At 68.2% G+C, this 24,863-nt stretch carries 23 protein-coding genes and 1 tRNA gene; 12 read left to right on the top strand and 12 right to left on the bottom strand.

The annotated features are described in order from the left end of the window. Positions 1-721 precede the first annotated feature (721 nt). The 3 genes from FHX50_RS12445 to FHX50_RS07305 form a co-directional block, all read right to left on the bottom strand. Complete coding sequence (locus FHX50_RS12445) at positions 722-1,006, bottom strand: GNAT family N-acetyltransferase (protein WP_183376148.1); 285 nt, start codon at positions 1,004-1,006, stop codon at positions 722-724. Positions 1,007-1,142: 136 nt separating this feature from the next. Further along, positions 1,143-2,018, bottom strand: a complete 876-nt coding sequence (locus FHX50_RS07300) for a CPBP family intramembrane glutamic endopeptidase (protein WP_183376150.1) — start codon at positions 2,016-2,018, stop codon at positions 1,143-1,145. Between the two features lie 272 nt (positions 2,019-2,290). After that, positions 2,291-2,458, bottom strand: coding sequence for a hypothetical protein (locus tag FHX50_RS07305; RefSeq protein ID WP_183376152.1), 168 nt, complete (start codon positions 2,456-2,458; stop codon positions 2,291-2,293). Between the two features lie 255 nt (positions 2,459-2,713). On the opposite strand from FHX50_RS07305, the gene FHX50_RS07310 reads away from it, so the two are divergent. Both FHX50_RS07310 and FHX50_RS07315 read left to right on the top strand, forming a co-directional pair. Next, positions 2,714-2,944 carry a hypothetical protein gene (locus FHX50_RS07310; protein WP_183376154.1) on the top strand — a complete coding sequence of 77 codons (231 nt, stop codon included), beginning with the start codon at positions 2,714-2,716 and terminating at the stop codon, positions 2,942-2,944. Positions 2,945-2,965: 21 nt separating this feature from the next. Further along, on the top strand, positions 2,966-3,229 hold the full coding sequence (locus FHX50_RS07315; RefSeq protein ID WP_183376156.1) for a recombinase family protein: 264 nt from the start codon (positions 2,966-2,968) through the stop codon (positions 3,227-3,229). A gap of 207 nt (positions 3,230-3,436) precedes the next feature. Here the strand turns inward: FHX50_RS07315 and FHX50_RS07320 are convergent. The 3 genes from FHX50_RS07320 to FHX50_RS07330 all read right to left on the bottom strand — a co-directional run bounded on the left by FHX50_RS07320 (position 3,437) and on the right by FHX50_RS07330 (position 6,958). Continuing rightward, a tRNA-Pro gene (locus tag FHX50_RS07320) sits at positions 3,437-3,513 on the bottom strand. A gap of 149 nt (positions 3,514-3,662) precedes the next feature. Beyond that, positions 3,663-4,634 (bottom strand): metallophosphoesterase, encoded by a 972-nt coding sequence (locus FHX50_RS07325; RefSeq protein WP_183376158.1) that lies wholly within the window; start codon positions 4,632-4,634, stop codon positions 3,663-3,665. A 2-nt stretch (positions 4,635-4,636) separates the two neighbouring features. Continuing rightward, on the bottom strand, positions 4,637-6,958 hold the full coding sequence (locus FHX50_RS07330) for a transglycosylase domain-containing protein (RefSeq protein ID WP_183376160.1): 2,322 nt from the start codon (positions 6,956-6,958) through the stop codon (positions 4,637-4,639). A 191-nt stretch (positions 6,959-7,149) separates the two neighbouring features. On the opposite strand from FHX50_RS07330, the gene FHX50_RS07335 reads away from it, so the two are divergent. From FHX50_RS07335 to FHX50_RS07350, 4 genes are read left to right on the top strand one after another with little or no spacing between them, the layout of a single operon-like run. Next, positions 7,150-7,449, top strand: a complete 300-nt coding sequence (locus FHX50_RS07335; RefSeq protein ID WP_183376162.1) for a WhiB family transcriptional regulator — start codon at positions 7,150-7,152, stop codon at positions 7,447-7,449. Positions 7,450-7,459: 10 nt separating this feature from the next. Then, positions 7,460-7,639 (top strand): Sp36 family protein, encoded by a 180-nt coding sequence (sp36, locus tag FHX50_RS07340; protein ID WP_183376164.1) that lies wholly within the window; start codon positions 7,460-7,462, stop codon positions 7,637-7,639. Then, a complete protein-coding gene (locus FHX50_RS07345; RefSeq protein WP_183376339.1) occupies positions 7,636-8,115 on the top strand; it encodes a RidA family protein in 480 nt (159 codons plus the stop codon). The genes sp36 and FHX50_RS07345 overlap by 4 nt, the downstream gene beginning before the upstream one ends. After that, positions 8,112-8,924, top strand: coding sequence for an MBL fold metallo-hydrolase (locus tag FHX50_RS07350; protein ID WP_239375472.1), 813 nt, complete (start codon positions 8,112-8,114; stop codon positions 8,922-8,924). The genes FHX50_RS07345 and FHX50_RS07350 overlap by 4 nt, the downstream gene beginning before the upstream one ends. Before the next feature lie 141 nt (positions 8,925-9,065). Here FHX50_RS07350 and FHX50_RS07355 read toward each other — a convergent pair whose 3' ends face one another. After that, positions 9,066-9,743: a Crp/Fnr family transcriptional regulator gene (locus FHX50_RS07355; protein ID WP_183376166.1), complete on the bottom strand. Its 678-nt coding sequence runs from the start codon at positions 9,741-9,743 to the stop codon at positions 9,066-9,068. A gap of 88 nt (positions 9,744-9,831) precedes the next feature. Here FHX50_RS07355 and FHX50_RS07360 point away from each other — a divergent pair, with 88 nt between their 5' ends. The 4 genes from FHX50_RS07360 to FHX50_RS07375 all read left to right on the top strand — a co-directional run bounded on the left by FHX50_RS07360 (position 9,832) and on the right by FHX50_RS07375 (position 12,631). After that, the gene (locus FHX50_RS07360) at positions 9,832-10,506 is read left to right on the top strand and encodes an endonuclease III domain-containing protein (RefSeq protein ID WP_343064061.1); all 675 of its coding nucleotides are present in this window, start codon (positions 9,832-9,834) and stop codon (positions 10,504-10,506) included. Continuing rightward, positions 10,503-11,201 carry an NUDIX domain-containing protein gene (locus tag FHX50_RS07365; protein WP_221187259.1) on the top strand — a complete coding sequence of 233 codons (699 nt, stop codon included), beginning with the start codon at positions 10,503-10,505 and terminating at the stop codon, positions 11,199-11,201. Before FHX50_RS07360 ends, FHX50_RS07365 begins: the two co-directional genes overlap by 4 nt. 90 nt (positions 11,202-11,291) lie before the next feature. Beyond that, positions 11,292-11,675 carry a cold-shock protein gene (locus FHX50_RS07370; protein ID WP_259922595.1) on the top strand — a complete coding sequence of 128 codons (384 nt, stop codon included), beginning with the start codon at positions 11,292-11,294 and terminating at the stop codon, positions 11,673-11,675. Positions 11,676-11,677: 2 nt separating this feature from the next. Then, positions 11,678-12,631 (top strand): DUF3027 domain-containing protein, encoded by a 954-nt coding sequence (locus FHX50_RS07375; RefSeq protein WP_183376171.1) that lies wholly within the window; start codon positions 11,678-11,680, stop codon positions 12,629-12,631. Between the two features lie 21 nt (positions 12,632-12,652). Here the strand turns inward: FHX50_RS07375 and FHX50_RS07380 are convergent, their stop codons facing one another. From FHX50_RS07380 to FHX50_RS12365, 5 genes are all read right to left on the bottom strand, one after another. After that, a complete protein-coding gene (locus FHX50_RS07380) occupies positions 12,653-13,789 on the bottom strand; it encodes a DNA polymerase III subunit delta' (RefSeq protein WP_183376172.1) in 1,137 nt (378 codons plus the stop codon). After that, positions 13,786-14,535 (bottom strand): dTMP kinase, encoded by a 750-nt coding sequence (gene tmk, locus FHX50_RS07385; RefSeq protein WP_183376173.1) that lies wholly within the window; start codon positions 14,533-14,535, stop codon positions 13,786-13,788. Before tmk ends, FHX50_RS07380 begins: the two co-directional genes overlap by 4 nt. 319 nt (positions 14,536-14,854) lie before the next feature. Continuing rightward, positions 14,855-17,566, bottom strand: coding sequence for a type I DNA topoisomerase (gene topA / locus FHX50_RS07395; RefSeq protein ID WP_183376174.1), 2,712 nt, complete (start codon positions 17,564-17,566; stop codon positions 14,855-14,857). Between the two features lie 58 nt (positions 17,567-17,624). Next, complete coding sequence (locus FHX50_RS07400; RefSeq protein WP_183376175.1) at positions 17,625-19,283, bottom strand: DUF7059 domain-containing protein; 1,659 nt, start codon at positions 19,281-19,283, stop codon at positions 17,625-17,627. After that, positions 19,273-20,769, bottom strand: a complete 1,497-nt coding sequence (locus FHX50_RS12365; RefSeq protein ID WP_183376177.1) for a PrsW family glutamic-type intramembrane protease — start codon at positions 20,767-20,769, stop codon at positions 19,273-19,275. The genes FHX50_RS07400 and FHX50_RS12365 overlap by 11 nt, the downstream gene beginning before the upstream one ends. 237 nt (positions 20,770-21,006) lie before the next feature. On the opposite strand from FHX50_RS12365, the gene FHX50_RS07410 reads away from it, so the two are divergent. Beyond that, a complete protein-coding gene (locus tag FHX50_RS07410) occupies positions 21,007-23,307 on the top strand; it encodes a DEAD/DEAH box helicase (protein ID WP_221187263.1) in 2,301 nt (766 codons plus the stop codon). A 250-nt stretch (positions 23,308-23,557) separates the two neighbouring features. Next, the gene (locus tag FHX50_RS07415; protein WP_183375244.1) at positions 23,558-24,781 is read left to right on the top strand and encodes an IS110 family RNA-guided transposase; all 1,224 of its coding nucleotides are present in this window, start codon (positions 23,558-23,560) and stop codon (positions 24,779-24,781) included. Positions 24,782-24,863: the final 82 nt, after the last annotated feature.

Consider the following 24,863-nt stretch of genomic DNA (forward strand, 5'->3'; position numbering starts at 1 on the left):
GATTCTGGCAGGCCAGGCTGTGTGCCCGCGCACATTCCCGAAACGCGGTGCGGGAACGATTCGTCTGCGCGTTCGGGATTCGGCGGCGGAAAAAGCCCGAATGCGCACACCGATCGTCATGAGGGTGGGGGATGGGGGCCGACGGCTGCCGCTCGCCCTGGCAGGCGCAGCAGCAAGAAGAGCCCCGATCTTCCGGAGCTCTTCTCTCTGACCGCTGTCCGACTCATCGACGGGCGATGGTTCGTGCAGCCACCTGGTCGCCCTTATTCATCTCTGTTCAAATGAATAGGGAACAGAGGTCAGCGTCACTCAGATCCGCGAGATTCTGTGCAGTTCCGGGGATCGACCGGCTTCTACCACGGCACCCAAACCTCACCGGAAGTGGACGCGCCTTAGGCCCGAACAGACCGCAGAAGCTGTGCGACTCTACATCGATGAAGAGCCACCCCTGTCGCAGGTTGCCGAACGGATCGGCGTTATCCAAGAAACTATGCGGCTATCGATCCTCGCTGCCGGGGTGAGGTTGCGGCCACCTACAGGCAGCTGAGCAGCGGGAGAGCATCTTTTCGAGGGTCAACGGCTGCGGGGAACCATCGTCGGGAGAGGGATACCAACAAGCCTTCTACCTGAAACATCCACCGAGTGCTGACTTTTTGAGATCTGAGCCGCTGAGATCGTGTCGCACCATCCCAGGTTTCACTGGGTACTGTTCGGGAGATCCTTAGACCTGGGTGCTTCGTTGGTTGTTCAGTAGTTCGACTTCCTTGCCTGATGGGACAACGCTCACATTTCGGCCTACAAGTGTGAAGCCTGCCCGCTCCAATACTCGCTGAGACGCGGTGTTTTCTGGAATAGTCCGTGCTGTGAGGTTCGGGATAGAGCTTTCTCCAATGAACTCCACGGCAAGTTTTAGGGCAGCGCTGGTCACCCCTTTGCCTCGGTGACTGGGGTTGAGCCAGAAGCCAGGGACTGGTGAGGATACGCCGACGGTAGATCGTGCTGTCATTATGACGTCGATTATGAACGGTTGCTGCGTTACTGGCAAGGCGCAGGCTGTAGTCAATAGACAACAGCCTGGCTCTGTTTCTCCGCGCTGTCAGAACCGAACTCGGGCAAACACACCACAGTAGACCGACCCGCGATTAGTCGCGCTTGTAGCCAAGTCGGCCGCGCGTCACAATAATCGCAAGGGCGGCAATCGCGGTCATTCCGATGGCGGCCGGCCAGTTGTTGACCACTGCCTCTCCGGTCAAAGTCGCAACAACGAACAGCGCCCAGTTAACGGTGTTGTGGCCGAGGATTGCCAACAGCACACTCCCACGCGCCACGTTGACAAGCCACGACAGAACGACCGACAGGCTCACGACAAGAACGAGATACGCAACGAGCTGACCGAGGTCGCCCCGGGCAGTGTCCCACTCCTCAGTAAAGAACAGCGGTGTGTGCCAGAAGCAGTGCACCACGCCAAGAACCAGCGCGGCCACGATCGGATGAAACATGTTCTGCAAGCGAGGAAGTGTGAAGCCTCGCCATCCCGGCTCCTCTTGGAAAGGGCCACCGAGAAGATAGATGAAGAATGTGCTCGCGAGCGTCCCCACTACGCTGAAGGAGATAGCTTCTCCAATCGACAGCCCGCCAGGAAGAAGGAAATAGCATCCGATAATTGCCGCGGGGATAACAAGAAGCGCGAGCACATATGCAAGCTTCTTTGCGCGCCACTGAGTGATGGTGTGCCACAGCCGCTTCACACCGTCGCGACCTTCAACGATGCGTGTCACGAGGAATGCTGCAAGGAACGGCCCGGCGAACAATCCGAGCTGGTTGATGCCCGCAATCGCACTGAACGGCAACTCGTAGGAGAAGAGGCCCAGCCCGCTCGATGAGAGCCACCACGGGCTCCACGCGAGCCAAGAGCCGAAATACGCAAGTGTGAAGAAGGACAGCAGCGGATGCCGACGAATCAAGCCTGTGAAGCTGCGGCCCGTCCCCGTGGCTGTGGTTGCGGCGTCATTTATCACCGAGTCTGTGTCCTTCGTCTTTGCCGCGTGGGGTGTATCCCAAGTCTTTCATGTTCTACGACTGGCTACAAGGGAGAGCCCAACGATTGTTAAGGTGCTTTCGGTCTTCCCCTCGCTATTCGTTCTCACGACGCCGACCTGCGCTCGCTCACCGCGCTCGGGGCACGCTCTCCGAGCGGCTCGGCGGCCTCCAACGTGCTCGATGAGGGGGGCGGCAGGTCTGGGCTCGACTGTGACAGTTCGTGCTCCTTGATCTGACCGCCCCTGCATGATCAGGCAGATGCCTGCTTAGGTGATTCGGAAGCAGACGTAACTCCGCTGCTTCCGAGAACGGCCGCGATTGCGTTGCGCTTCGTCTCAGCCTCGCGTTCGATCCTGTCGCGCACCTGTTCCGCCCGTTCGAGCGCGGCGCTGCTGCCGGTGGTGGTGTGCTCGCTCATGGCGATCCTCCTTCATGCGTGCGGCCCGCGATCTATATCGATTACGTTCGAACCGCATGGCAGCAACGAGGTGTCCCGAGTATGACTCGATTCTTCAGATAATCAATACTCCGTTCGGTGGTGTTGTGAGAACTACGGCGTTTGACCTCGTAGTCTGATGCGAATCCCTTTGCTGCGTTCGTTCTGTCAAGACGTGAAAAAGAGCCCATCGTTCACCTTGAGCGGTGGGCTCTTTTCCGGTCCACGATGGGCTGAATGCGGCTGGACCGCAACCTGGATTGTGTTGACGTGGGTGGCGACAGCTTCGACATGTCCGCCGACAAGGCCCTCAAGGTCGAGCGTGGCGGCTCGGTCGGACGCGCGAAGCTCGGCTGTCTCAACGTCCGTAAAGACCTCAACGGGTGCCTCGTGAACAGCATCGACGTCGATGAAGAACGCGCACCGCTGATCGTGTGGGCGTTCGAGCAGTACGCGACCGGCCAATAATCAATCACGCCGCTCCAGGCCATGCTCGAAGACCAGGGGCTCACCACCCGGCCCTCAGCGAAACGCCCCGCACGGCCGCTGTCCAGCAGCCAGCTGGCGAAGATTCTGCGCGACCCGTACTACACCGGCGTGATCCGCTCCAAGGGCACGCTGTACCCCGGCAGGCACACGCCACTCATCGAGAAAGAACTCTTCCTGGCGGTGCGGAAGATTCTCGACGGACGCAACCGGCGCGGGGGAGAACGCCGTCGCAGACCTCGTCGCCGGGGAACAATTCACGGCTGAGGAACTCGCCGCGATCCGCACCGAGGCTAGCGCCACGCTCCACGAATGGCGCACCCAGCACCGCTTACGACACCGCGCCAACAGCGCAGCAGGCCAGCACGAAGCACGTCGGGAAAAGAAAAGGAGCCTCCCGCATTTCTGCGGAAGGCTCCTCATCTGTAGCACTTCACCGGCCTACTCAGCCCACAGGATTGAATAGGCCTGTACTGGTCGGGGTGACAGGATTTGAACCTGCGACCTCTTCGTCCCGAACGAAGCGCGCTACCAAGCTGCGCCACACCCCGTGACCGTCCGCTCACACGGACCCCTCAACTGTACATGTCCCCCGGCAGCGGCGCGAATCGGCGCCGAGTGAGTGTGACCACTCACTCGCATCAGCGTGCGCTCCGACACCCTCTGGTGCACGTGGGGGGGCGGCAGCGGCGAGCGGGCCTCAGGCGCGGCGCTGCTTGAGCGTCAGCAGGGTCGCTTCGGGGCGGTTGAACATCCGCATGTTGTAGAACGGGTTCGCGCCGAGGCCACCGCTGACATGCAGCGGCACACCGTGGTGCATCGACACGCCCTTCGCCTGCGACCGGTGCAGGTCGCAGTTCGTCACCAGTGCACCGAACCACGGCAGGGCCAACTGGCCGCCGTGGGTGTGCCCGGCGAACAGCACATCGGAGCCGTCCTCCACCATCTCGCGGATGACCCGCTGATACGGCGCATGCATCACCCCGACCCGCAGGCGCGGACGCCCCTGGGCTGCGACGTCGCCGGCGGGGGAGGGCTGGCCGACGGAGTCCCCGCGACCATCGGGCGCCGGGAACTCGTCATGGTCCAGGTGCGGATCATCCACGCCGACGAAGTCAACGTCGCAGCCGGACATCTGCAGTGTGCCACGCGCATTGTTGAGATCGAGCCAGCCTGCCGCGGTGAACGCGTCGGTCATCTGCTCCGTCGGCAGCGGCGGATCCTTCGGACCGCCCTCCTCGCGAGGGTCGGGCAGGAAGTACCGGAACACGTTGCGCTTGCCGGCCGCGTACTTGTCGTTCGAGCCGTTCACGAACACGCCCGGACGCTCCAGCAGCGGCCCCAGCGCATCCAGCAGCACGGGGATCGCGGCGGCGCTGGAGACGTTGTCACCGGTGTTCACCACCAGGTCCGGCTTCATGGTGGCGAGATAGCGCAGGAACTCGATCTTGCGCTCCTGTCCCACGGCGAGGTGGATGTCGGAGATGTGCAGGACCCGCAGGCGGCCGGCACCCGTCGGCAGCACCGGGAGGGACAGCTCCCGCACCTCGAACAGGTTCGGCTCGATGTGCCGAGCCCACACGTGCGCACCAGCAGCGACAGCGAACCCTGCCGCGCCGACAGCGGTCGCCGCAATGCCCAGCGGCGAACGGGAGAGGGGCAGGCCCGTCATGATCAGTCGCCCTCCTGGCCCGGGGCGGTGGTGTCGCCTTCGGCGGCATCGGGACCCGTCGGCTTCTTGCCGCCGGATTCCTGCTCCACCTGCTTCTCCTGTGCGGCGCGCTCCTGCGCGTCCTGCTTCTTCTCCGCTGCATCTGGCTTCGGAGGCTCCGGCGGGAACGGCTTGTTCGGCAGGCCCTCATGTGAGCGCTTCATGTATTCATGCCAGGTCGGCAGGGACACCGTGTTGCCCCACACGTGACCGCGGCGGAGCGGCTGACCGTCCACGTTGAACCCACCCGGGCGGGTATTGGAGGTCGGGTTGCCGAACCACACAGCGGTCGACTCCTGGCCGGTGAAGCCCACGTACCACGTGTGGAACTGGCTGCCGGAGGTTCCGGTTTTGCCGCCGGCGTCGTGGCCGGGGATGGTCATGCCCTTACCGGTCGCCTTCGGGTCGGAGAGGTCCTGCATGAGCGTCCACGACATCGCGTCCGCCACTTCCGGCTTGATGACGTCCTTGCACTCGCCGCCGGTGATCGGCAGCTCCTCACCCTTGCGGTTGGTGACCGAGGTGATCGCCACCGGGCGGCAGAACTTGCCGCCGGCCGGGTAGGTCGCGTAGGCGGCGGCCATGTCCAGGGCGGAGATGTTCAGCTCGCCGAGCGCCAGCACGGCGGGGGAGAGGTCCGTCTTGTACATGTCCTCCACGGGGACGTTGAGGTTCTCCTTCTTGGAGGTGTCCCAGTACGCCGGGACGGCGCCCATGGAGCGGGCCGTGTCGGCGATCTCGCACAGGTCCGAGCGGTGAGCGATGCGGGCGTAGGAGGTGTTCACCGAGAACTTCGTGGCGTCCAGAACGGTCTGGTTCGGAGGCAGCGTGACGCTCACGGCGTTGTCCGGGTTCCATCCGGCACCTTCGAACCAGCGGCCTGAGCCGAGGCACTTCGCGGGGAACTCGCGGAACACTTCGCGGTTCGTGGCGACCGTGTCCCAGATGGACCCGCCCTGCTGCAGATAGGTGGTCAGCACGAACGGCTTGAACGTGGAGCCCACGGGGAAGCCGCTGCCGCCGCCCATGTGCTTGGGGGCGTTGAAGTTGAGGGACGTCTCGTTCTCCTTGGCGTCCTGGCGCGGGTTGTACACGCGGTTCTGCGCCATGGTCAGGATCTTGCCGGTGCCCGGCTCCACGCTCACGACGGTGTGGCCGAAGCCGTTGGAGTGCTCGGCGGGGACGCGGCGGTTCACCACGTCCTCGGCGATCTTCTGGCGCTTCGGGTCGAGCGTGGTGGTGATGGTGAGTCCGCCGCCGTACAGCAGCTTGCGGCGCTCTTCGAACGTGGGCGCGAACGCCGGGTCGCTCAGCAGGGACTTCGTGACGTAGTCGCAGAAGAAGCCGGAGCCCTCCGCGTCCGCACAGCCGGCGGTGATGTTCTTGACCTTGAGCATGTCCTTGACCGGCTGCTCGGAGTACTTCTTCAGCTCCGCGTCACTGATGTAGTCCTCGGCCCGCATCTTGCGGAGGATCTCGTTGCGACGCTTCTTCGCGTTCTTCGGGTGCGCGACGGGGTCATAGTAGTTCGGTGCGTTCGTGACGCCCGCCAGCAGGGCGGACTCGCCCGGGTTGAGGTCCTTGGCGCTCTTGGAGAAGTAGTGCTGGGCGGCGGTCTCCACTCCGTACTGCGACGGCCCGAACTGGGCGGCGTTGAGGTACCCCGCGAGGATCTCCTCCTTCGACAGCCGCTTCTCCACGGAGATCGCGAGCTTCGCTTCGCGCAGCTTGCGCGAATAGGACTGCTCGGTCGCCTTCTTCATGGCCTCTTTGTCGCCGCGCTGCATGGCGTCGGCCAGCAGTGCGTTCTTCACGTACTGCTGGGTGAGGGTGGACGCGCCCTGCGTGTCACCGCCGCGCGCGTTGGAGGCCAGGGCGCGCAGCGTGCCCTTGGCGTCCACGCCCTGGTGCTCGTAGAAGCGGCGGTCCTCCACGGCGATCACAGCGTGCTGCAGGTGGGGGGACACCTCCTCCAGCGGGACCATGATGCGGTTCTCGGAGTAGAAGGTGGCCAGAAGGGTGCCGTCGGACGCCTTGATATGGGACGCCTCGTTGAGCGGCTGGACTTCGAGCTGGCTGGGCAGCGAGTCGAACAGCTCCGCGCCGTCCTTTGCGGCGGTGGAGGTGAGCGCCACCGCGGGCAGGAACAGCGCCGCGATCATGACCCCGGCCAGTGTGCACACCGCTGCAAGCCCCGCGAGCAGGACGACGATCTGCGAAAGCGCGAGCGACACCGAGTGCTGCTCGCCGGCGGGGCGCTGATGCGGTGCTTCGGTCTGGGCCATGCGACCCAGAGTACCCAATGGACCCCCTCCAGTCGCGCACGCGAGGTGAACACCATGTGGGGGTGGTGCGGGGGGGCGTCGGGGCCGACGGGTCCTCCAATCAGTCGCAGCCCCCGTTTTGTGAAAACGCTGCACAGCTCCCTAGGATGTAGGTCACATTCGAATCAGTGTCGATTCCAAGGAGCACATCCGTGACGGCAGTCAGCGTCCGCACACCGACCGAGGAACGGTTCTGGGCCACCGAAGGCGCCTGTGCACAACTGGACCCCGATGAGTTCTTCGTCCGCGGAGCGGATCAGCAGCGTGTGAAGCAGTTCTGCCGCGGCTGCCCAGTCCTCAATCATTGCCTCGCCGATGCGCTGAACAACCGGATCGAGTTCGGTGTGTGGGGCGGGATGACCGAGCGTGAGCGCCGCCGCCTGCTGCGGCAGCATCCCGGGGTGGTGGACTGGCTCGATGTCCTCGAAGCCGCTCACGAGAAGACCGCGTAGTCTTGGTGGTATGACTGCACACACCACATGGGAGTACCTGACCACGCCCCTGCTCATCCATAACACCAAGGCGATTCTGGACAACTTCGGCTCCGATGGATGGGAGCTCGTCCAGGTGATCCAGGGCCCGCAGGGCCCCGAATCCCTCGTCGCCTACTTCAAGCGGCCCATCATCGGAGGAGACCAGTGAGCGATCAGTCCACCGGCGCTGTTGAGAAGCGCCTCGCCGAACTCGGCCTGACCCTGCCCCAGACTGCGAAGCCGCTGGCCGCATACGTGCCGGCAGTCGTGGTCGGCAACCTCGTGTACACCTCCGGTCAGCTGCCGGTGGTCAACGGCGAGGTGCCGGAGGAGGGCGCCGTCGGCCGCGAGGTCAGCGCTGACAGCGCGAAGGAGCATGCGCAGACCGCTGCTCTGAACGCACTGGCCGCCATCAAGGCGGAGATCGGTGACCTCGACCGCGTCACCCGCATCGTGAAGCTGACTGGATATGTGTCCAGCGCCCCCGACTTCTACGGCCAGCCCGGTGTCATCAACGGCGCGTCCGAGCTGATCGGGAGCGTGTTCGAGGGTGAGGTCGGTCAGCACGCCCGCGCCGCCGTCGGCGTCGCCGCTCTGCCGATGAATGTCCCCGTCGAAGTGGACATCATCGCCGAGTTCCGGTGACCACTGGACTTCATCGGGTCCGCGCGTCCAACGCGGGCCCGATGACGCTGTCCGGAACCAATTCGTACCTCCTGACCCGCGGCGAGACCGTGTGGGTGGTGGACCCCGGTCCGGCCGATCGCGACCACCTGCAGGAGCTGCTGGACGTGGTCGTCGCGACCGGCGCCCATGAGGTCGGCGGCATCGTGCTCACGCACCATCACGCCGATCACACCGACGGTGTGGCCGCGCTGCAGCGCGCTCTGTCGGCCGCGTCGAGGCGGTCCGGTCGCCGTGAGATCCCCGTGTGGGCCGCCGACCCCCACCTCGTGCCCCGCAGCACCCCCATCCCGGACCTGATCGGCCCGATGGATGACCCCGTCGCGGAGGTGATCCGCACCCCCGGGCACACGGGCGACTCCCTCTGCCTGCTGCTGCCGGGCGGGCGCCTTCTGACGGGCGACACCGTTCTCGGGCACGGCACGTCGGTGATCATGGCCGACGGGTCCCTGCGCACCTACCTTGATGTCCTCGGCTTCCTGCGCGATATGGCGGCCGATGGCACCCTGGTGTCCATCCATCCGGGTCACGGGGACGAGATCGAGGGCCCGCAGGCGATCCATGAGCACCTCGGCGCGCTGATCGAGCATCGTGAGGCGCGAATCCGGGAGGTGCAGGCGGCGATGTGGGCGGACCTGACGGTGGATCAGACGGTCGAGCACCTGTACGGCGAGCAGCTGTCGTTCGTGCCGGAGGAGCACCGTGCGCAGCTGCGGTCCGCGGCCGCTCTCAATGTGGAAGCGGCGATCGAGTACCTGTCGGGCAACTGAACAGCCCCGACCCCGTCGGCCCCGCCGCAGCGCCCTGTCTCGCAGCGGACCCCGCTGGACAGAGAGAAGCGCCCCGTCTCCTCACCGTCCGAACCGGAACCGGTTCGCCGTGAGGGAAGCGGGGCGCTTCTTCGTGCTGGGTCAGCGTGCGCGGCGGCGCAGACGCTCGATGTCGATCAGCAGGACTGCGCGTGCCTCCAGGCGGATCCAGGAGCGGGACGCGAAGTCCGCGAGGGCCTTGTTGACGGTCTCACGGGAAGCGCCGACCAGCTGGGCGAGCTCCTCCTGCGTGAGGCCGTGGGAGACCATGATGCCGTCATCGGTCTGGCGGCCGAAGCGCTGCGCGAGGTCCAGCAGGTTCTTCGCCACGCGACCGGGAACGTCCGCGAACACGAGGTCCGCAAGGGAGTCGTTGGTCTTGCGCAGGCGGCGTGCGAGTGATGCGAGCAGGTGGCGGGCCACCTCGGGGCGCTGCGCGAGGACGCGGTACAGGTCCTGCTGGGTCAGCGAGTACAGGGTGGTCTCGGCGACCGCGGTGGCGGTGGCGTTGCGGGGAGCCGGGTCGAACAGGGACAGCTCACCGAGGGTCTCGCCCGGGCCGAGCACGGCGAGGAGGTTCTCACGGCCGTCACCCGACGCGTGGCCCACCTTGATCTTGCCGGAGCCGAGGATGAAGAGGCGGTCGCCCTGATCCCCCTCGCGGAAGATGACGGAACCGCGGTGGAAGTCCTCCTGCGTCATCGAGTCGAGGACGGCCTGCTTGCCGTCGTCGTCGAGCGCGGCAAACAGGGGGGATGAGCGTACGATGTTTTCGTCCACGATGATGGTCTCCTGAGCCTTGTGATGGTGTACGCATGACAGGGTACATCCCCTGATCGATCAACGGGTGAGAGAACGGAGATTCCCAGTGACCACGCCCGCTCCGAGCGGCGCCGCGGACCGCGCCCCTCTGCCCATGCCGACGGCCCGGACCGTCCTGCACGAGCTGTACCCCGACGCCGCCTGCGAACTGGACTTCACCACCGCCTTCGAACTGCTGGTGGCGACCGTTCTGTCCGCGCAGACCACCGATGTGCGCGTCAACCAGGTGACCCCCGCGCTGTTCGGCTCCTATCCCACGCCCGAGGCGATGGCGGAGGCCGAACACGCGCACGTGGCGCAGATCCTTCACCCCCTGGGCATGGGGGCGCGCCGCGCGGAACGGGTCATCCGGCTCTCCCAGCAGCTGCTCGCCGACCACGGCGGCGAGGTCCCGGACGATCAGGACGCGCTGGAAGCCCTCGCCGGAGTGGGCCGCAAGACGGCCCACGTGGTGCGCGGCAACTGGTTCGGGCAGTCCCTGCTGACCGTTGATACGCACGTGGGCCGCCTGTCCGCGCGCTTCGGCTGGAGCGCGAAGAAGAGCCCCCTGGCGATCGAGAAGGACGTGGTCGCGGTGGCGGAGGCGGCCCACGGCGACACCGACCTCACCCTGCTCAGCCATCAGATGATCCTGCACGGGCGGCGCGTATGCACGGCGCGTCGGCCCGACTGCGGCGCCTGCCCGCTGCAGGAGGCGTGCCCCCAGGTGGGGGTTGCGTGAGCACTCCGCCCAGTCCTGACAGGGTCCCCGCGTTCCTCGACGCCCTGCGCACCCACCTCGCCGCCGAGCGCCCCTGGGCTGATGTCCCCGCCCAGGACGGCGCCGTATCCGACTCGGCGGTGCTCGCGCTGATCAGCGGCACCAGCCTGGACGACGCCGCGATCCTCATCGAGGAGCGCGCCCACACGATGCGCTCCCAGCCGGCCCAGTTCGCGCTGCCGGGCGGCCGACGCGACCCGGGCGACGCCACCGCCGAAGCCACCGCCGTGCGCGAAACATGGGAGGAGGTGGGGCTGAGCGCGGACCGCTTCACGGTGCTCGGGGCCCTCCCCCCGGTGGTGCTGGCGCTGCGGGACATCCGGGTGGTGCCGGTCATCGCGTGGATGCCGTCGGCCCCCGCCTCCCTCACCCTGAGCGAAGCGGAGGTGCACCGGGTGCTGTGCCCGCCGCTGCGGGGCCCCGGTTCGCTCAGCGACCCAGCGGTGGTGTGCTGGGCGCGGGCGATGGGCCGCAGCATGGGGGAGGCGTACGATCTGCCGCAGGACCCGGACGACCCGGATGACGATGCGTTCGTGTGGGGCTTCACAGCGGGGCTGCTGCGGCGCCTGCTGGCGGCGATCGACCCGTCGCTCGTGGTGGAGCCGACCGAGGAGAGGCCCGTTCCCGCGTACAGGGTGTGGCGGCCCGCCGGGTAGACTGGAGCGGATCAACGATCACAGATGCGTCGCGCGCAGAACCCTGCGACCGCTGACGCAGGCGAGCCGAGAACGAGGAGTGCGAGAGACGTGCCCAAGGGACGAGTGAAGTTCTTCGACGTGGAGAAGGGCTTCGGATTCATCACCAGCGAGGATCGGACCAGCGTATACGTGAACGCCTCGGTCCTCCCCGATGGTCTGACCAGCCTGCGTCCGGGCACACGCGTCGAGTTCGACATGGTCGACGGTCGCCGCGGACCCCAGGCGCTGTCCGTTCAGCTCCTGGAGCGCAGCCCGTCCGTGGCGCGCAACCGCCGCACCCCCGCGAAGGACATGGTGCTGATCGTTGAGGACCTCATGCAGCTGCTGGACGGAGCCTCGACGTCGCTCCGCCGCGGCCGCTACCCCGAGAAGCAGCAGGCGGAGAAGATCGCCTCCGTGCTGCGTGCCGTTGCCGACGATTTCGAGGCGTGAGCATGACGAAGAAGGCGAAGCTGGACGCCGTGAGCGCAGCGGCCGTTGACCTGGCCGCTGAGGCGCTCGTGGACGTCACCGAGTCAGGACAGGTGGGTGCGCATGTGCGCGCCGAAGCGACCGGCGAACGCCTGGTCACCCACGTGTTCGAATCCACCATCGAGGGCTACGCCGGTTGGTACTGGATCGTGACGCTTGCGCGCGCACCCCGCGCGAAGCAGCCGACGGTGTGCGAGACCGCGCTGGTCCCGGGCGATGACGCCCTCCTGGCGCCGGAGTGGAAGCCGTGGGCGGAGCGCCTGCGCCCCTCCGATGTGGGAGCCGACGACGTCCTCCCGTACCGCGAGTTCGATGAGCGCCTCGAACAGGGCTTCGAGCAGACCGACGCCGCGGAGGAGGACCGCGCGGTGCAGTGGGAGCTGGGCCTGGGGCGCCCCCGTGTGCTGTCCCGTGAGGGCCGCGAGGAGGCCGCGACCCGCTGGCACGGCAGCGACTTCGGACCGAAGCCGCTGTCCAACCGTCGCCGCCGCGGCACGGTGCAGGCGCACTGCTCCTCGTGCGGGTTCCTGTCCCTGCTGTCCGGGTCGCTGCGCCAGGAGTTCGGTGTGTGCACCAATGAATGGTCCCCGGCAGATGGTCGCGTGGTGTCCCTGCAGTACGGCTGCGGCGCCCACTCGGAGACCCGGTCCGGTGACGAATCCACCGGTGAGGAGCTGCCGCCGGCGGTTCTCGACGACAACGAAGTGGACTTTGTGGATCGCTTCGAGGAGAAGTCGATCATCGACGAGAAGCTCCTGCAGAAGGAGATCGAGAAGGCCGCGAAGGCGGACGCCGCCAAAGCCGACGCCGCCAAGGCCGAGGACGGCAAGCGCGACGGTGCTGAGGCCGATGGCGCGAAGGCCGACCAGGCCGATGACAGCACGCGCGATGACGTCGCGAACGAAGACCAGGCGTAGGACTGACCCCGTGGGCCCCGCTCAGCCGAGCGCGGCCTGAGCCAGCAGCGCCTCCAGCGCCAACTGCGGCGGCACGTTCCCGCCGATGCGCTCACGCGCCGTCCCCACCGCATCCAGCATCGCCAGGCTCGACGCCGGCGTGCTGTACTCCGCGCGCGCCTGCAGAGCATCCATCACACCCTCGTTGATGATCTCCGCACCCGCATTCAGCTGCAGGGTCAGCATATCGCGGAACACCGAATGGATGTCCAGCAGGAACCGGTCGATCACATCGCGGGTCATGCGGGTGGCGCGCTTCTTCGCCTCATCCTCCAGCTGCTTCAGCTGCGACCGCAGCTGCGGCGGGATCCGCCCCGCAGCTTCCTGACCCGTGGCGCGCAGGAACTCCTCCTGCTGCGACTGCGCCACCCGGTCGGCTTCATCCTTCGCCTCCGCGTTCGCCGCCTCCACCAGCTTCTGCGCATATGCAACCGCGCCGCCCACACTGGTCAGCGCCAGCAGCGCCCGCGCCGCCTCCTCGCGCTGAGCCAGTGCCTCCGGCTGATGCACGTACCGGCGCGCAATCCCGATATGGCCCTGCGCTGCCCGCGCCGCCCGGCTCGCCGTCTGCGGATCCGCGCCGTCCCGGCGCGCAAGCAGGTCCGCCACATCCGCCGGCGCCGGTGTCACCAGCGTGACGAGCCGGCAGCGGGACCGGATCGTCTGCGCCATGTCCTGCGCCGACGGCACGCACAGCATCCAGATCGTCCGCGGCGGTGGTTCCTCGATCGCCTTCAGCAGCACGTTGAACGTGCCCGCGCTCATCCGGTCCGCATCCTCCACGATGATGATGCGGTACGGCGCGGTCGCGGGGGAGCGCTGCGCAGTCGCCACCAGTGACCGCACCTCGTCCTTCGAGATCGAGAGCGTATCCGTCGCCACCACCGCCACATCGGCGTGGGACCCCGCGAGGACCATGCGGCACGCGTGGCACTGCCCGCACCCGTTGGCCTGCTCGCACTGCAGCGCCGCCGCGAACGCCCGCGCCGCAATCGACCGGCCCGACCCGGGCGGCCCCGCGATCAGCCACGCCTGCGCCAGATTCCCGCCGGGGGCGAGGGCCCGCGTGAACTGCTCGATCGCGGCCCGCTGGCCGACGACCTCATCCCACACGCTCACAGCTGTCCCAGCTTCTCCGCCACCACGGCGGCGTGCGTGCGGGCCCATCCGGTGATGGCGTCCCGCAGCTGCTCAGTGACCTCATCGATCCCCGCGCCTGCATCGATCACGGCCCACCGGTCCGGCTCCTTCGCTGCACGCTCCAGGTACGCGGAACGGACGCGCTCATGGAAGTCGAGGGCCTCGCGCTCCAGCCGGTCATGCGTCCCCACATCGCGGCGCTCCGCCAGCTTCTGAGGTGCGATGTCCAGCAGCAGCGTCAGGTTCGGCATCAGACCGCCCACCGCCCACATGCTCAGCGACTCGACGTCTTCGACCGGGAGGGTGCGGCCCGCCCCCTGGTACGCGACCGACGAATCCAGATACCGGTCCGTCAGCACGATCCCGCCGGCGTCCAGATGCGGCCGGATCACCGTCTCCACATGGTGGGCGCGGTCCGCGGCGTACATCAGCGCCTCCGCGCGGTCCGCCACATGGTCCGAATGCAGGATCAGGGAACGCAGCTCGGCGCCCAGAGCGCTGCCGCCCGGCTCCTTCGTCCGCAGCACCGGCGGGCCGGTCGGAGCCCCGCCGGGCCGGGACCCGTCGGCCCCCGAGGAGAAGCCGACGAACGGGCTCTCGGGGCCGGAGAGGAACTCGTGCACGCGCGGCATCTGGGTGGTCTTGCCGCCGCCGTCGCCGCCCTCCAGGGAGATGAACAGTCCGCTCTCAGCGGTGCGGGCAGCAGGGGGAGTCAGCGAAAGCATGCCGCCATTCTCGCAGATCCCCGCGAGAGAACCCGAGCGGTACTGACGCGACTGTGGAGGACTGGCAGGCTACTCGTCGTAGACGTGCCCGAGGCCCGACGCCCGACGCCCGCATCTCCTTCACGCGCTGGTGGTCGTGCTCCACACTGAGCACGGAGTACCCGTACTCCTCGGTCAGCTCACGGTACGCGGCACGACCCACCGTGCCCATGCCCGGCACGATCGCGTTCGCATCCCCCAGCTCGATCGGACGGTCCTCGGGGGGGGGAGGAACGGAGGGTCCATGCCGCCGCGCCGCGGGACGGGCGCGGCGCGCGGGTCACCTCTTCTGCGCGGCCTTCGAGGTCGTGGTCTTCTTCGCGGGCGCCTTGCGGGTGGTGGTGCGCTTCGTGGTCCGGCGCTTCGCCGGGCCCTTCGCGCGCTTCTCCGCGAGGCGCTCCACTGCGATCTCGTGCGTCAGGTTCTCCAGCACATCGTCGCGGCGCAGGGTCACGTTGGTGGTGCCGTCCGTGATGTACGGGCCGAACCGGCCGTCCTTCACCACGATCGGCTTCTCACTGGTCGGGTCCGTGCCGAGCTCCTTCAGGGGCGGCTTCGCGGCGGCGCGGCCGCGGGTCTTCGGCTGCGCGTAGATCGCCTGCGCCTCCTCCAGGGTGATGGAGAAGATCTGGTCCTCACTCTGCAGGGACCGCGAGTCCGTGCCCTTCTTCAGGTACGGGCCGTAGCGGCCGTTCTGCGCCGTGATCTCGGTGCCGTCCTCCTCGGTGCCCACCACCCGCGGCAGGCGCATCACCTTGAGGGCGTCCTCGAGCGTCACGGTCGCCATGTCCATCGACTTCAGCAGGGACCCGGTGCGCGGCTTCGGACGCTTCGTCTTCGGGATCGACTCGTCCACCTCGAGGACCTCGGTGAAGTAAGGGCCGAAGCGGCCGTCCTTCACGATGATCTCGTTGCCGGTGTCGGGGTCGGTGCCGAGGGCGCGGCCGTCGTCCTTCTGACGCTCCAGCAGCTCCTTCGCCTTCTCCAGGGTCAGCTCATCGGGCGCCAAGTCACCGGGCACGTTGGCGCGCACGGGGGAGCCGTCCACGGTCCTCTCCACGTACGGGCCGTACTGGCCGATGCGCAGGTCGATGCCCTCGCCGAGCTCGGTGGTGTTGATGGCCCGGGCATCGATCTCGCCGAGGTCGTCCACCAGGGTCTTCAGGCCGTGGGCGGCGTCGGGCGCTGCGCCCGGCCCGGCGTTCTCCGGACCGAAGTAGAAGTCCTTCAGCCATTCGGTGCGGTCCTGGGTGCCTGCGGCGATGCGGTCCAGACCCGCCTCCATATCGGCGGTGAAGTCGTAGTCCACGAGCTTGCCGAAGTGCTCCTCCAGCAGGCGCACCACGGAGAAAGCCAGCCAGCTCGGCACCAGCGCGGTGCCCTTCTTGAACACGTAGCCGCGGTCCTGGATCACGCCGATGGTGGCGGCGTAGGTGGAGGGGCGGCCGATGCCGCGCTCCTCCAGTGCGCGCACCAGGGATGCTTCGGTGTAGCGCGGCGGCGGGGTGGTCTCGTGGCCGTCCGGCGTCAGCGACACCACCGACAGCGCCTGCCCCTCCGACATCTGCGGCAGGCGCTTGTCCTTCGCGTCGTCGTCGTAGCGGCCCTGGTCGCGGGACTCCTCGTAGGCGGCGAGGAATCCGCGGAACGTGATGATGGTGCCTGATGCAGTGAACTCGGCGGTGCGGCCCTTACCGGAGACGCCGAGGGTGACCGACGTGGTGGTGCCCTTCGCATCCGCCATCTGGGAGGCGATGGTGCGCTTCCAGATCAGCTCGTACAGGCGGAACTCGTCACCGCTGAGCTGCGACCCCACCTCGGCGGGGGTTCGGAAGTTCGAACCGGCGGGGCGGATCGCCTCGTGCGCCTCCTGCGCGGACTTCGACTTCGAGGAGTACACGCGGGGACGGTCCGGCACATACTCGGCGCCGTAGAGGTCGGCGGCCTGGGCGCGGGAGGCGCGGATCGCCTCACCGGACAGCACCACTGAGTCGGTTCGCATGTAGGTGATGTAGCCGTTCTCGTACAGCCGCTGCGCCGTGGACATGGTCTGGCGGGCGCTCATCCGCAGCTTGCGGGACGCCTCCTGCTGCAGGGAGGACGTGGTGAACGGGGCGGCGGGCCGGCGCGTGTACGGCTTCGATTCGAGACCGGAGACCGTTGCGGGCTCTCCGTCGATCGCGGAGATGAGGGAGGCGGCGGACTCCTCGGTGAGGACCGTGACCGACGGGTTCTTCAGCTCACCGGCATCGGTGAAGTCGCGGCCGGAGGCGATGCGGGCGCCGTCCACGGTGCGCAGCAGCGCCGTGAACGCGGGGGTGTCCGCGGTGCGGTCGGCCCCGTCGGCGGTGGAGAACTCGCCGGTGATGTCCCAGTAGGAGGAGGGGACGAACGCCATGCGTTCGCGTTCGCGGTCCACCACGAGGCGGGTGGCGACGGACTGGACACGACCCGCGGACGTCCCGCGCTGCACCTTGCGCCACAGCACGGGGGAGAGCTCGTAGCCGACGATGCGGTCGAGGATGCGGCGGGTCTCCTGCGCGTTGACCAGGCGGTGGTCCAGTTCGCGGGTCTCGTTGAGGGCGCGCTGGATGGCGTCCTTGGTGATCTCGTGGAACACCATGCGGTACACCGGCAGCGACTTCTTCGGCTTCAGCGTCTCCAGCAGGTGCCACGCGATCGCCTCTCCCTCGCGGTCCTCATCGGTGGCGAGGTAGAGGGCGTCGGCGTCCTTCAGCAGGCGGCGCAGCTCGGTGACCGTCTTCTTCTTGTCGGGGGAGACCACGTAGTAGGGCTCGAACCCGTTCTCCACATCGACGGCGAACTTCTTGTACGGGCCCTTCTTCAGCTCCGCCGGGAGGTCCTTCGGCAGCGGCAGGTCGCGGATGTGGCCGACGGATGCGGCCACGGTGAAGTCGTCACCGAGGTAGCGGCCAATGGTCTTGGCCTTGGCGGGGGACTCGACAATCACCAGATTGCGGTCTGCACTCACGGCGGCACTCTCCTCGATCAACGTCTACGGCCTGGTCGCCATGAATGTAGCACCCTCGTCATTCGGCCCGGAAAGAGAGGAATCCCCAGTGGAGAAGTGTCCGCACCTGCTCCAGGACCCGCTCGCTCACCTCCTCCAGCTCCTCACCGGACAGCGCTGCGTATGCCTGGACGAGCGGCTTCAGCGGGTGGGTGCCGTCGAGAACGCCCAGCACACCGGCCATTTCCGAGGTGAGCGGCAGAGTGCGTCCGAACGCGCCGCCCTGCACCAGATCGATCATGACGGGGTCCTCCGCCCCGGGCACGAAGTGGCGGCGCTCCATGACGTCGTCCGCGCGCGCGAGGTGGGATGCGAGCAGGTCATCATCGTTGAGGCCCGCCAGGGTGACGGCGTTCACCAGCATTCCCTTCAGTCGCGGACCCAGCGGCCCCTGCCCCGTGGTCCCCACCTCATCGAGCAACCGCACCGCGGGGCGGGTGTCCGTCGGCCGGTGGAGGATCACGTACCCGAAGCCGACCTCCTCCACATCTCGGGACGCGAAGTCCTCTAGGTAGGCGGTCATCATCGCCGCCCAGCGGTCATCGCGCGGGGTGAGGCCGCCGTCGCGCAGCCACGTCTGCGCGTAGGAGGCGGGGTCCTCCCGGTCGCGCTGGATGACGAACGCGTCCACGTCCGAGCCGTCGAGCCAGGCCGACGGGTGCTCCCGCCAGTCGGCACCGGCGGTGATCTCCCAGTTCGCGAGCATGGCGGCGATGCCGCCCGGCTCCAGATGGTTCGGGAGGTCGCGGATGAGGTCGGCGACGAGGGCATCACCGGCGCGGCCCCCGTCGCGGTAGGTCCACGTGTCCCCGCCGGGGGTGCGCGGGGTGATGACGAACGGCGGGTTCGAGACTACGAGGTCGAAGCGCTCCCCGGCGACGGGCTCCAACATGGAGCCCTGACGCAGCTCCAGGGCGCACCCGTCGGGCAGCGATTCTCGGTTGAGGAGGGCGTTGAACGCGGTGAACGCGAGAGCGCGCTCGGAGATGTCGGTGGCGATGACGCTGCGGGCGTGGCGGGCGGCGTGCAGCGCCTGGATGCCGCAGCCGCAGCCGAGGTCGAGGGCGCTGCGCACCTCACTGCGCGGGGTGAGGGCGATGAGGGTGGAGGTGGCGCCGCCGATGCCGAGGACGTGGTCGCCGTCGAGGGCGCGGCCGGTGGCGGTCTCGCCGAGGTCGGAGGCGATCCACCAGAGGATGGCGCCGTCGTCGTCCTCGGCCTCGTAGGGGCGCAGGTCGATGGCGGCGCGCACGAGGCGCGGCCGGCCGTCAGCGTCGCGCCCGAGGGCCCCACCGGCGGGATCGCCGGCGGGGGTGAGTAGGCCGAGCGCCAGCGCACCCGCCACCGTCAGCGTGGGCAGAACCTCCTCGACCTCGTCCGCGGGCAGAGCGGCGCCGAGCGCGAGCAGCCGCATGAGCAGGGCCGACGGGTGCTCACTGACCGCCAGTTCCCGCTGCGCCGGGATCGCGTTCTCCGCCTCCAGGGCGCGCTGCGCCATGGGGGAGAGGACCTCATTGATGCGGGTGACGGTGAAGTCAGCGGCCGCAAGGTCCGCGCGCAGCGCGTCGATCGGAGGGAGGACTCCGTCGGCCCCCGCCTCGCCGCTGATGCGGAACGGTGACGCGCTGTGCGTGAGGTGACCGAGCAGGGGCCCGATGGACAGCGGTTCAGCGGCCATACCCCACCCCCTGCGGCACCACACCCGCCTGGCGCGCCTGCGACAGGAGGTTCGCGCGGTTCGCCTCCATATGGTTGAGGAAGTACTGCTCCGCCTCGAGGTGGCGGGGCTTCGCGCCGTCGGCCAGCAGACGCTGACGGGTGAACGCCAGCTCCGCCGCCTGACGGATGAACTTCTTCATCGTCGGCTTCGCGTTGAACGTGGCGGCCCAACGGCGGCCCTCGCGGCGACCGCTCCAGGTGGCGAGCATGGTGACCTCGTCGTGGGTGAGCCAGCCCTGGTTCGCGTAGTCGCCGAGGCGGGCGCGGGTCAGGCCCGATTCGAGGCGGATCAGGACCGCGATCAGAATGAACCAGATCGTGAACATGACGAACCAGCCGATCGCCAGGAGGACCAGGCCGCCGAAGCCGCCCAGGAGCGTGGAGGAGAAGTTCCACATGAAGTGCAGGAACATCGCCGGCAGCGGCGCCACCAGGAACGAGAGGATCGCCGGGACCAGACCGAAGCGCCGGTCGATCAGGCCGATCACCATGCCGGTCATCGACGTGAACACGCAGTGACCCCAGATGCCGAGCACACCGCGCACCACGATCAGCATGGTCGCGGCCTGCACCCCGCCGGCCTCCGCGGCCCGCAGGTAGTACTGAATGTTCTCCACGAACGCGAAGCCGCCGCCCACCAGGGCACCGATGATGATGCCGTCCAGCGGGCCCGTGATGTGCTTGCGGAACACCAGGAAGATCAGCGCCACCCCGAGGCCCTTCAGCAGCTCTTCGGTGACCGGCGCGGAGAACATCGCGGTGGCTGCGTGCGCGGTCTGCTCATCCAGGAAGTACGCGTACGCGAACTCGCCGAACACGGAATTGAGGATGCCGGCGATCATCGTGGACACGCCCGCACCCCACAGCACCGCGATGATCTTCATATAGACCGGCATCGGGTGCCACATGTCCACCAGGAACATCACCAGGATGATCACCACGAGGGAGCAGAAAGCGACGGTGCCGTAGAACGCCGTACCGAGGACACCGAACGTCAGCGCGTACAGCAGGAACGACGCCGCGAGCACCAGCAGCAGCACCGGCACCATGAGCCAGCCGATGACGGCGCGCCAGTTGACGGTCCTGACCTCATTGTTGACCGCCTCGATGCGGCGCAGCTGCGTGCCCCACGCCGACTCCGGCTGGATCTGCTGCGGCTGGGTGACCGGCTGGCCCCACTGGTCGAGGGCCGGCGCAGGCGCCTGGCGGCGCGGCCTGGGACCCCCGGACACTCCCTGCGGCTGTGCGAACTGCTGCTGGCCCCCGTATCCCGGACCCTGCGGCTGGCCCGTCGTACCGGGCCCGCGCGGAACCGACGGCGGCTGCTGCGGCTGCGCGCCCGCTCGGCGACGCAGCCCTGTGCCACCTCCCTGGACACGGCGCAGCCCGGTCTCGAACAGCTTCGGAACCTCGTAGGACTGCTGCACCGGCTGCTGCTGCCACACCGGTGCCTGTCCACTCGCCGCCGGCTGACCGGCCCCACTGCTGGGGCCCCGTCGGCCCGGCTGCTGCGACTGAGCGGACCGCCCAGGCTGACCGGGTCCACCGGGCTGAGCAGGATGACCAGGCTGACCGGGCTGCTGCGGATGGGAGGGGTGGGCGGGCTGGCGGCGGGGGTCACGGGGTGAGTTCGCGTTCGACGCGGGGTGAGATGGGTGGCTCATGACTACCATTGTGCGGCAATGACAACCGCGGCACAGCTCGTTGAGCGGATAACGGGACCCATCGATCGGGCGGAGAGCCTCCTCCGCCTCGAACGCATGCCCGGCCGGGCCGCCCAGCACGCACCCTGGCCCCGCTGGATCGACCCCCGGCTCGTCCTCGCTCTGCAGGACCGCGGCGTCCGCGAGCCCTACACCCACCAGGTGGAGGCCGCCGAGTTCGCCCGCGCCGGCCGCCACTGCGTGATCGCCACCTCCACCGCGTCCGGGAAGTCACTCGCCTACCTGATGCCGGTGCTGACGGCGCTCGCGGCGCCCCGCTCGGAGGCGAAGCGCGCCACCGCCCTCTACATTGCGCCCACGAAGGCGCTCGCGCAGGACCAGCTGCATTCGGTCCGGACCCTGGCCCGCGACGCCGGCATGCCCGAGGTCCGCGCCGCCACGTTCGACGGCGACACCCCGAGCGAGGAGCGCCGCTGGATCCGCAGCCACGCCAACCTCATCCTCACCAACCCGGACATGCTGCACTTCGGGATCCTGCCCGGTCACGAGCACTGGGTGCACACCCTGCGGGCGCTGCGCTACATCATCATCGACGAATGCCACGTGTACCGCGGCGTCTTCGGCGCCCACACCGCCATGGTGATGCGCCGCCTGCAGCGCATCGCCCGCCACTACGGCGCGAACCCCACGTTCATCCTCGCCTCCGCCACCTCCGCGGCCCCGTCGGCCTCCGCCTCCCGCCTCACCGGGGAGTCCGTCACCGCCGTCACGGCCGACGGGTCCCCGCATGCGGGCCGCACTATCGCGTTCTGGCAGCCGCCCGCGGATGCGTCACCACCCGCCGAAGCGGGCGGGCTCCTCGCCGACCTCGTGGATGCCGGGGCGCAGACCCTCGTGTTCACCCGCGCCCGCCGCTCCAGCGAACTGGTGGCGCGCACCGCCCAGCGGATCCTGGAGAGCCGCCGGCCCGACGCCGGCCGAGTGGTGGCGGCCTACCGCGGCGGCTACCTGCCGGAGGAGCGCCGCGCCCTCGAACAGCGGCTGCGCAGCGGCGACCTGCGGGGCCTCGCCTCCACCAACGCCCTGGAGCTCGGCATCGACATCGCCGGGCTCGACGCCGTGGTGGTGACGGGGTGGCCCGGCACCCGCGCCTCCCTGTTCCAGCAGTTCGGGCGCGTGGGCCGCTCCTCCGCCAGCGGGGCCGACGGCGGCCTCGCCCTGTTCGTGGCGCGCGACGACCCCCTGGACCAGTACGTGGTCACCCACCCGGACACGATCCTGGATCAGGACGTGGAAGCGGCCGTGTTCGACCCGGAGAACCCGTACGTGCTCTCCCCGCACCTGGCGGCGGCCGCGTCCGAGCTGCCGATCCGGGACGGGGAGGAGCACGTGTTCGGGCCGACGGCGCGGGAGCTCCTCGACGAACTCGCGGCGCGGCGCGTGCTGCGACGGCGAGCATCGGGCTGGTTCTGGACGCTGGATGCGAACGCGCACGACCTCACGGACCTGCGCGGCAGCGGCGGTGAGCCCGTCAGGATCGTGGATTCGGAGACGGGGCAGCTGATCGGCACTGTGGACGGCGGCTCCGCGCACACGCACGTGCATGACGGCGCGGTGTACCTGCACCAGGGCGTCAGCTTCGTGGTGGACCGGCTCGATGCGGATGCGAACGTGGCGATGGTGCACCGGGAAGCGCCGCCGCACACCACGCACCCTCAGTCGCAGACGTCGCTGACGATCCGACAGGTGCGCGACTCTGTGCGCTGGGGCGAGGTGCAGGTGTGCACAGGCCGCGTGGACGTCACCAGTCAGGTCACCGGGTATCAGGTACGGGACATCTACACCTCCGCCGTGATCGCGAACCGGAAGCTGGACCTGCCGCCGCGCACGCTGCAGACCGCGGCGGTGTGGTTCGAGATCCCGTCGGCCCTGACGGAGGCGGCGGGGATCGAGGCGGCGGACCTGCCGGGCGCGCTGCATGCCGCGGAGCATGCGCAGATCTCCCTGCTGCCGCTGCTCGCCACCTGCGACCGGTGGGACCTCGGCGGGCTGTCGAGCGCCCACCACCCGGATGTGGGCGGGCCCGCAATCTTCGTGTACGACGGCGCCCCCGGTGGTGCGGGCTTCGCCGAGCGCGGCTACGCGACGGCGCAGTCGTGGCTCTCGGCGACGGCGGACCTCATCGAGTCATGCCGCTGCGCCGACGGGTGCCCCGCCTGCGTGGTGTCCCCGAAGTGCGGCAACGGCAACGAACCGCTGTCGAAGGCGGGGGCGGTGCGGCTGCTGCGGGCTCTGCTCGACCGCGTGCCGTCGGACTAGCCGCGCAACCCGTCGGGCCAGTTCCGCCCGTTACCTTGTGAGCACCCCGATGGACGGGGTCTGGTCGCTCGGCCGGGTATGGCTTTGTTGCCCTGCCATTGATGGTCCGGGGGGTGTTGCCGCCCGGTCGAGAGACACGCGTTGACCGCTGATAGGGACACGGCCCAGCTCTGTCTGAGGTCTCTTCGTAACGTGGGTGCCGGCATCGGGTGTCGAGACTGCGGCCAGCAGTGATGAGGAGGACAGCGTCATGAACACAGGGTTCGCGGTCGTGATCGGCCTGGACGTCGGGAAGACAGCTCACCACGCGTGCGCACTCGACCCGGAGGGGAACAAGCTGTTCGACAAGCCCCTCCCGCAGGACGAGACCAAACTTCGCGAGCTGTTCACCCAGCTGCAGAACCACGGCGAAGTTCTGCTGGTCGTCGATCAGCCGAACACCATCGGAGCGTTGCCGATCGCGGTGGCCCGGGATACCGGCTGCACAGTCGCCTACCTTCCCGGATTGGCGATGCGGAAGGCCGCGGATCTGTATCCGGGCAGGTCAAAGACTGATGCGCGGGATGCTTTCATCATCGCCGACACGGCCCGCACCATGCCTCACACCCTCCGGCAGGTCGATCGTGACAGCGAGGTCCTCTCCGCGCTGAAGGTTCTGGCCGGGTTCGATGAGGACCTCGCTCACGAGACCACAAGGGCGCTGAACCGGATCCGGTCCCTGCTCACCCAGATCCACCCCGCGCTCGAGCGCGTCTTCGCAGGCGGGAAGCTTTCCACTGGGCTCGTGCTGGACCTGCTGGAGAAGTTTGGCGGACCCACCGGCCTCCGAAGTGCCGGCCGAGGGAAGGTGCTGCGGTTCGCCCGCGCGCATTCACGCCGCGACCCCGAGACGCTGGTCGAGCAGATCTTCACAGCCCTTAGCGAGCAGACCGTCATCGTGCCCGCCACCGCAGCGGTTGAGCTGGTGATCCCCCGAGTCGCTGGCCAGGTTAAAGAGCTGAAAGAACAGCGCGCGACCGTGGCCCACGAAGTGGAGGGCATGCTGGAGGACTTCCCTCTCGCCTCGGTCTTGATGAGCATGCCGGGGATCGGCATCAAGACCGCCGCCCAGATCCTCCTCGCGATCGGTGATGGCTCCGCGTTTGAGTCCGCCAGCCACCTCGCGGCCTATGCCGGGATCGCGCCGGTCACCCGCAGATCAGGCACCTCGATCCGCGGAGAGTTCCCCGCCCGGTCAGGGAACAAACGCCTGAAGAACGCCCTGTTCTACTCCGCCTGGGTCGCCTCCAACCACGACCCCATCTCCAAGGCCTACTACGATCGCAAACGCGCCGAAGGCAAACGGCACAACGCCGCCGTGATCTGCCTAGCCCGCCGCCGCTGCAACGTCATCTACGCCATGCTCCGCGACGGCACCTACTACCAGCCACCGACAACCGCCCCTACCCCCGAGCCGACCGCTCTCGCGGCTTGACTCGAAACATAGGGACACCCCCCACGACCCGCCGGGCCGTCTCGCCCACGAGGGCCATCATGTCGACGAAACCGATGATCGA

This window comes from Helcobacillus massiliensis, from assembly GCF_014191425.1.
GTDB classification, from domain to species: domain Bacteria; phylum Actinomycetota; class Actinomycetes; order Actinomycetales; family Dermabacteraceae; genus Helcobacillus; species Helcobacillus massiliensis.

Excerpts from the sequence above, each read along its gene's own strand:
- FHX50_RS07400 (WP_183376175.1), bottom strand. The coding sequence starts at position 19,283 with ATGGCCGCTGAACCGCTGTCCATCGGGCCCCTGCTCGGTCACCTCACG.
- FHX50_RS07325 (WP_183376158.1), bottom strand. The coding sequence starts at position 4,634 with ATGACGGGCCTGCCCCTCTCCCGTTCGCCGCTGGGCATTGCGGCGACC.
- FHX50_RS12445 (WP_183376148.1), bottom strand. The coding sequence starts at position 1,006 with ATGACAGCACGATCTACCGTCGGCGTATCCTCACCAGTCCCTGGCTTC.
- FHX50_RS07415 (WP_183375244.1), top strand. The coding sequence starts at position 23,558 with ATGAACACAGGGTTCGCGGTCGTGATCGGCCTGGACGTCGGGAAGACA.
- FHX50_RS07375 (WP_183376171.1), top strand. The coding sequence starts at position 11,678 with ATGACGAAGAAGGCGAAGCTGGACGCCGTGAGCGCAGCGGCCGTTGAC.
- FHX50_RS07315 (WP_183376156.1), top strand. The coding sequence starts at position 2,966 with ATGCTCGAAGACCAGGGGCTCACCACCCGGCCCTCAGCGAAACGCCCC.
- FHX50_RS07330 (WP_183376160.1), bottom strand. The coding sequence starts at position 6,958 with ATGGCCCAGACCGAAGCACCGCATCAGCGCCCCGCCGGCGAGCAGCAC.
- FHX50_RS07305 (WP_183376152.1), bottom strand. The coding sequence starts at position 2,458 with ATGAGCGAGCACACCACCACCGGCAGCAGCGCCGCGCTCGAACGGGCG.
- FHX50_RS07310 (WP_183376154.1), top strand. The coding sequence starts at position 2,714 with ATGCGGCTGGACCGCAACCTGGATTGTGTTGACGTGGGTGGCGACAGC.
- tmk (WP_183376173.1), bottom strand. The coding sequence starts at position 14,535 with ATGCTTTCGCTGACTCCCCCTGCTGCCCGCACCGCTGAGAGCGGACTG.
- FHX50_RS07410 (WP_221187263.1), top strand. The coding sequence starts at position 21,007 with ATGACAACCGCGGCACAGCTCGTTGAGCGGATAACGGGACCCATCGAT.
- sp36 (WP_183376164.1), top strand. The coding sequence starts at position 7,460 with ATGACTGCACACACCACATGGGAGTACCTGACCACGCCCCTGCTCATC.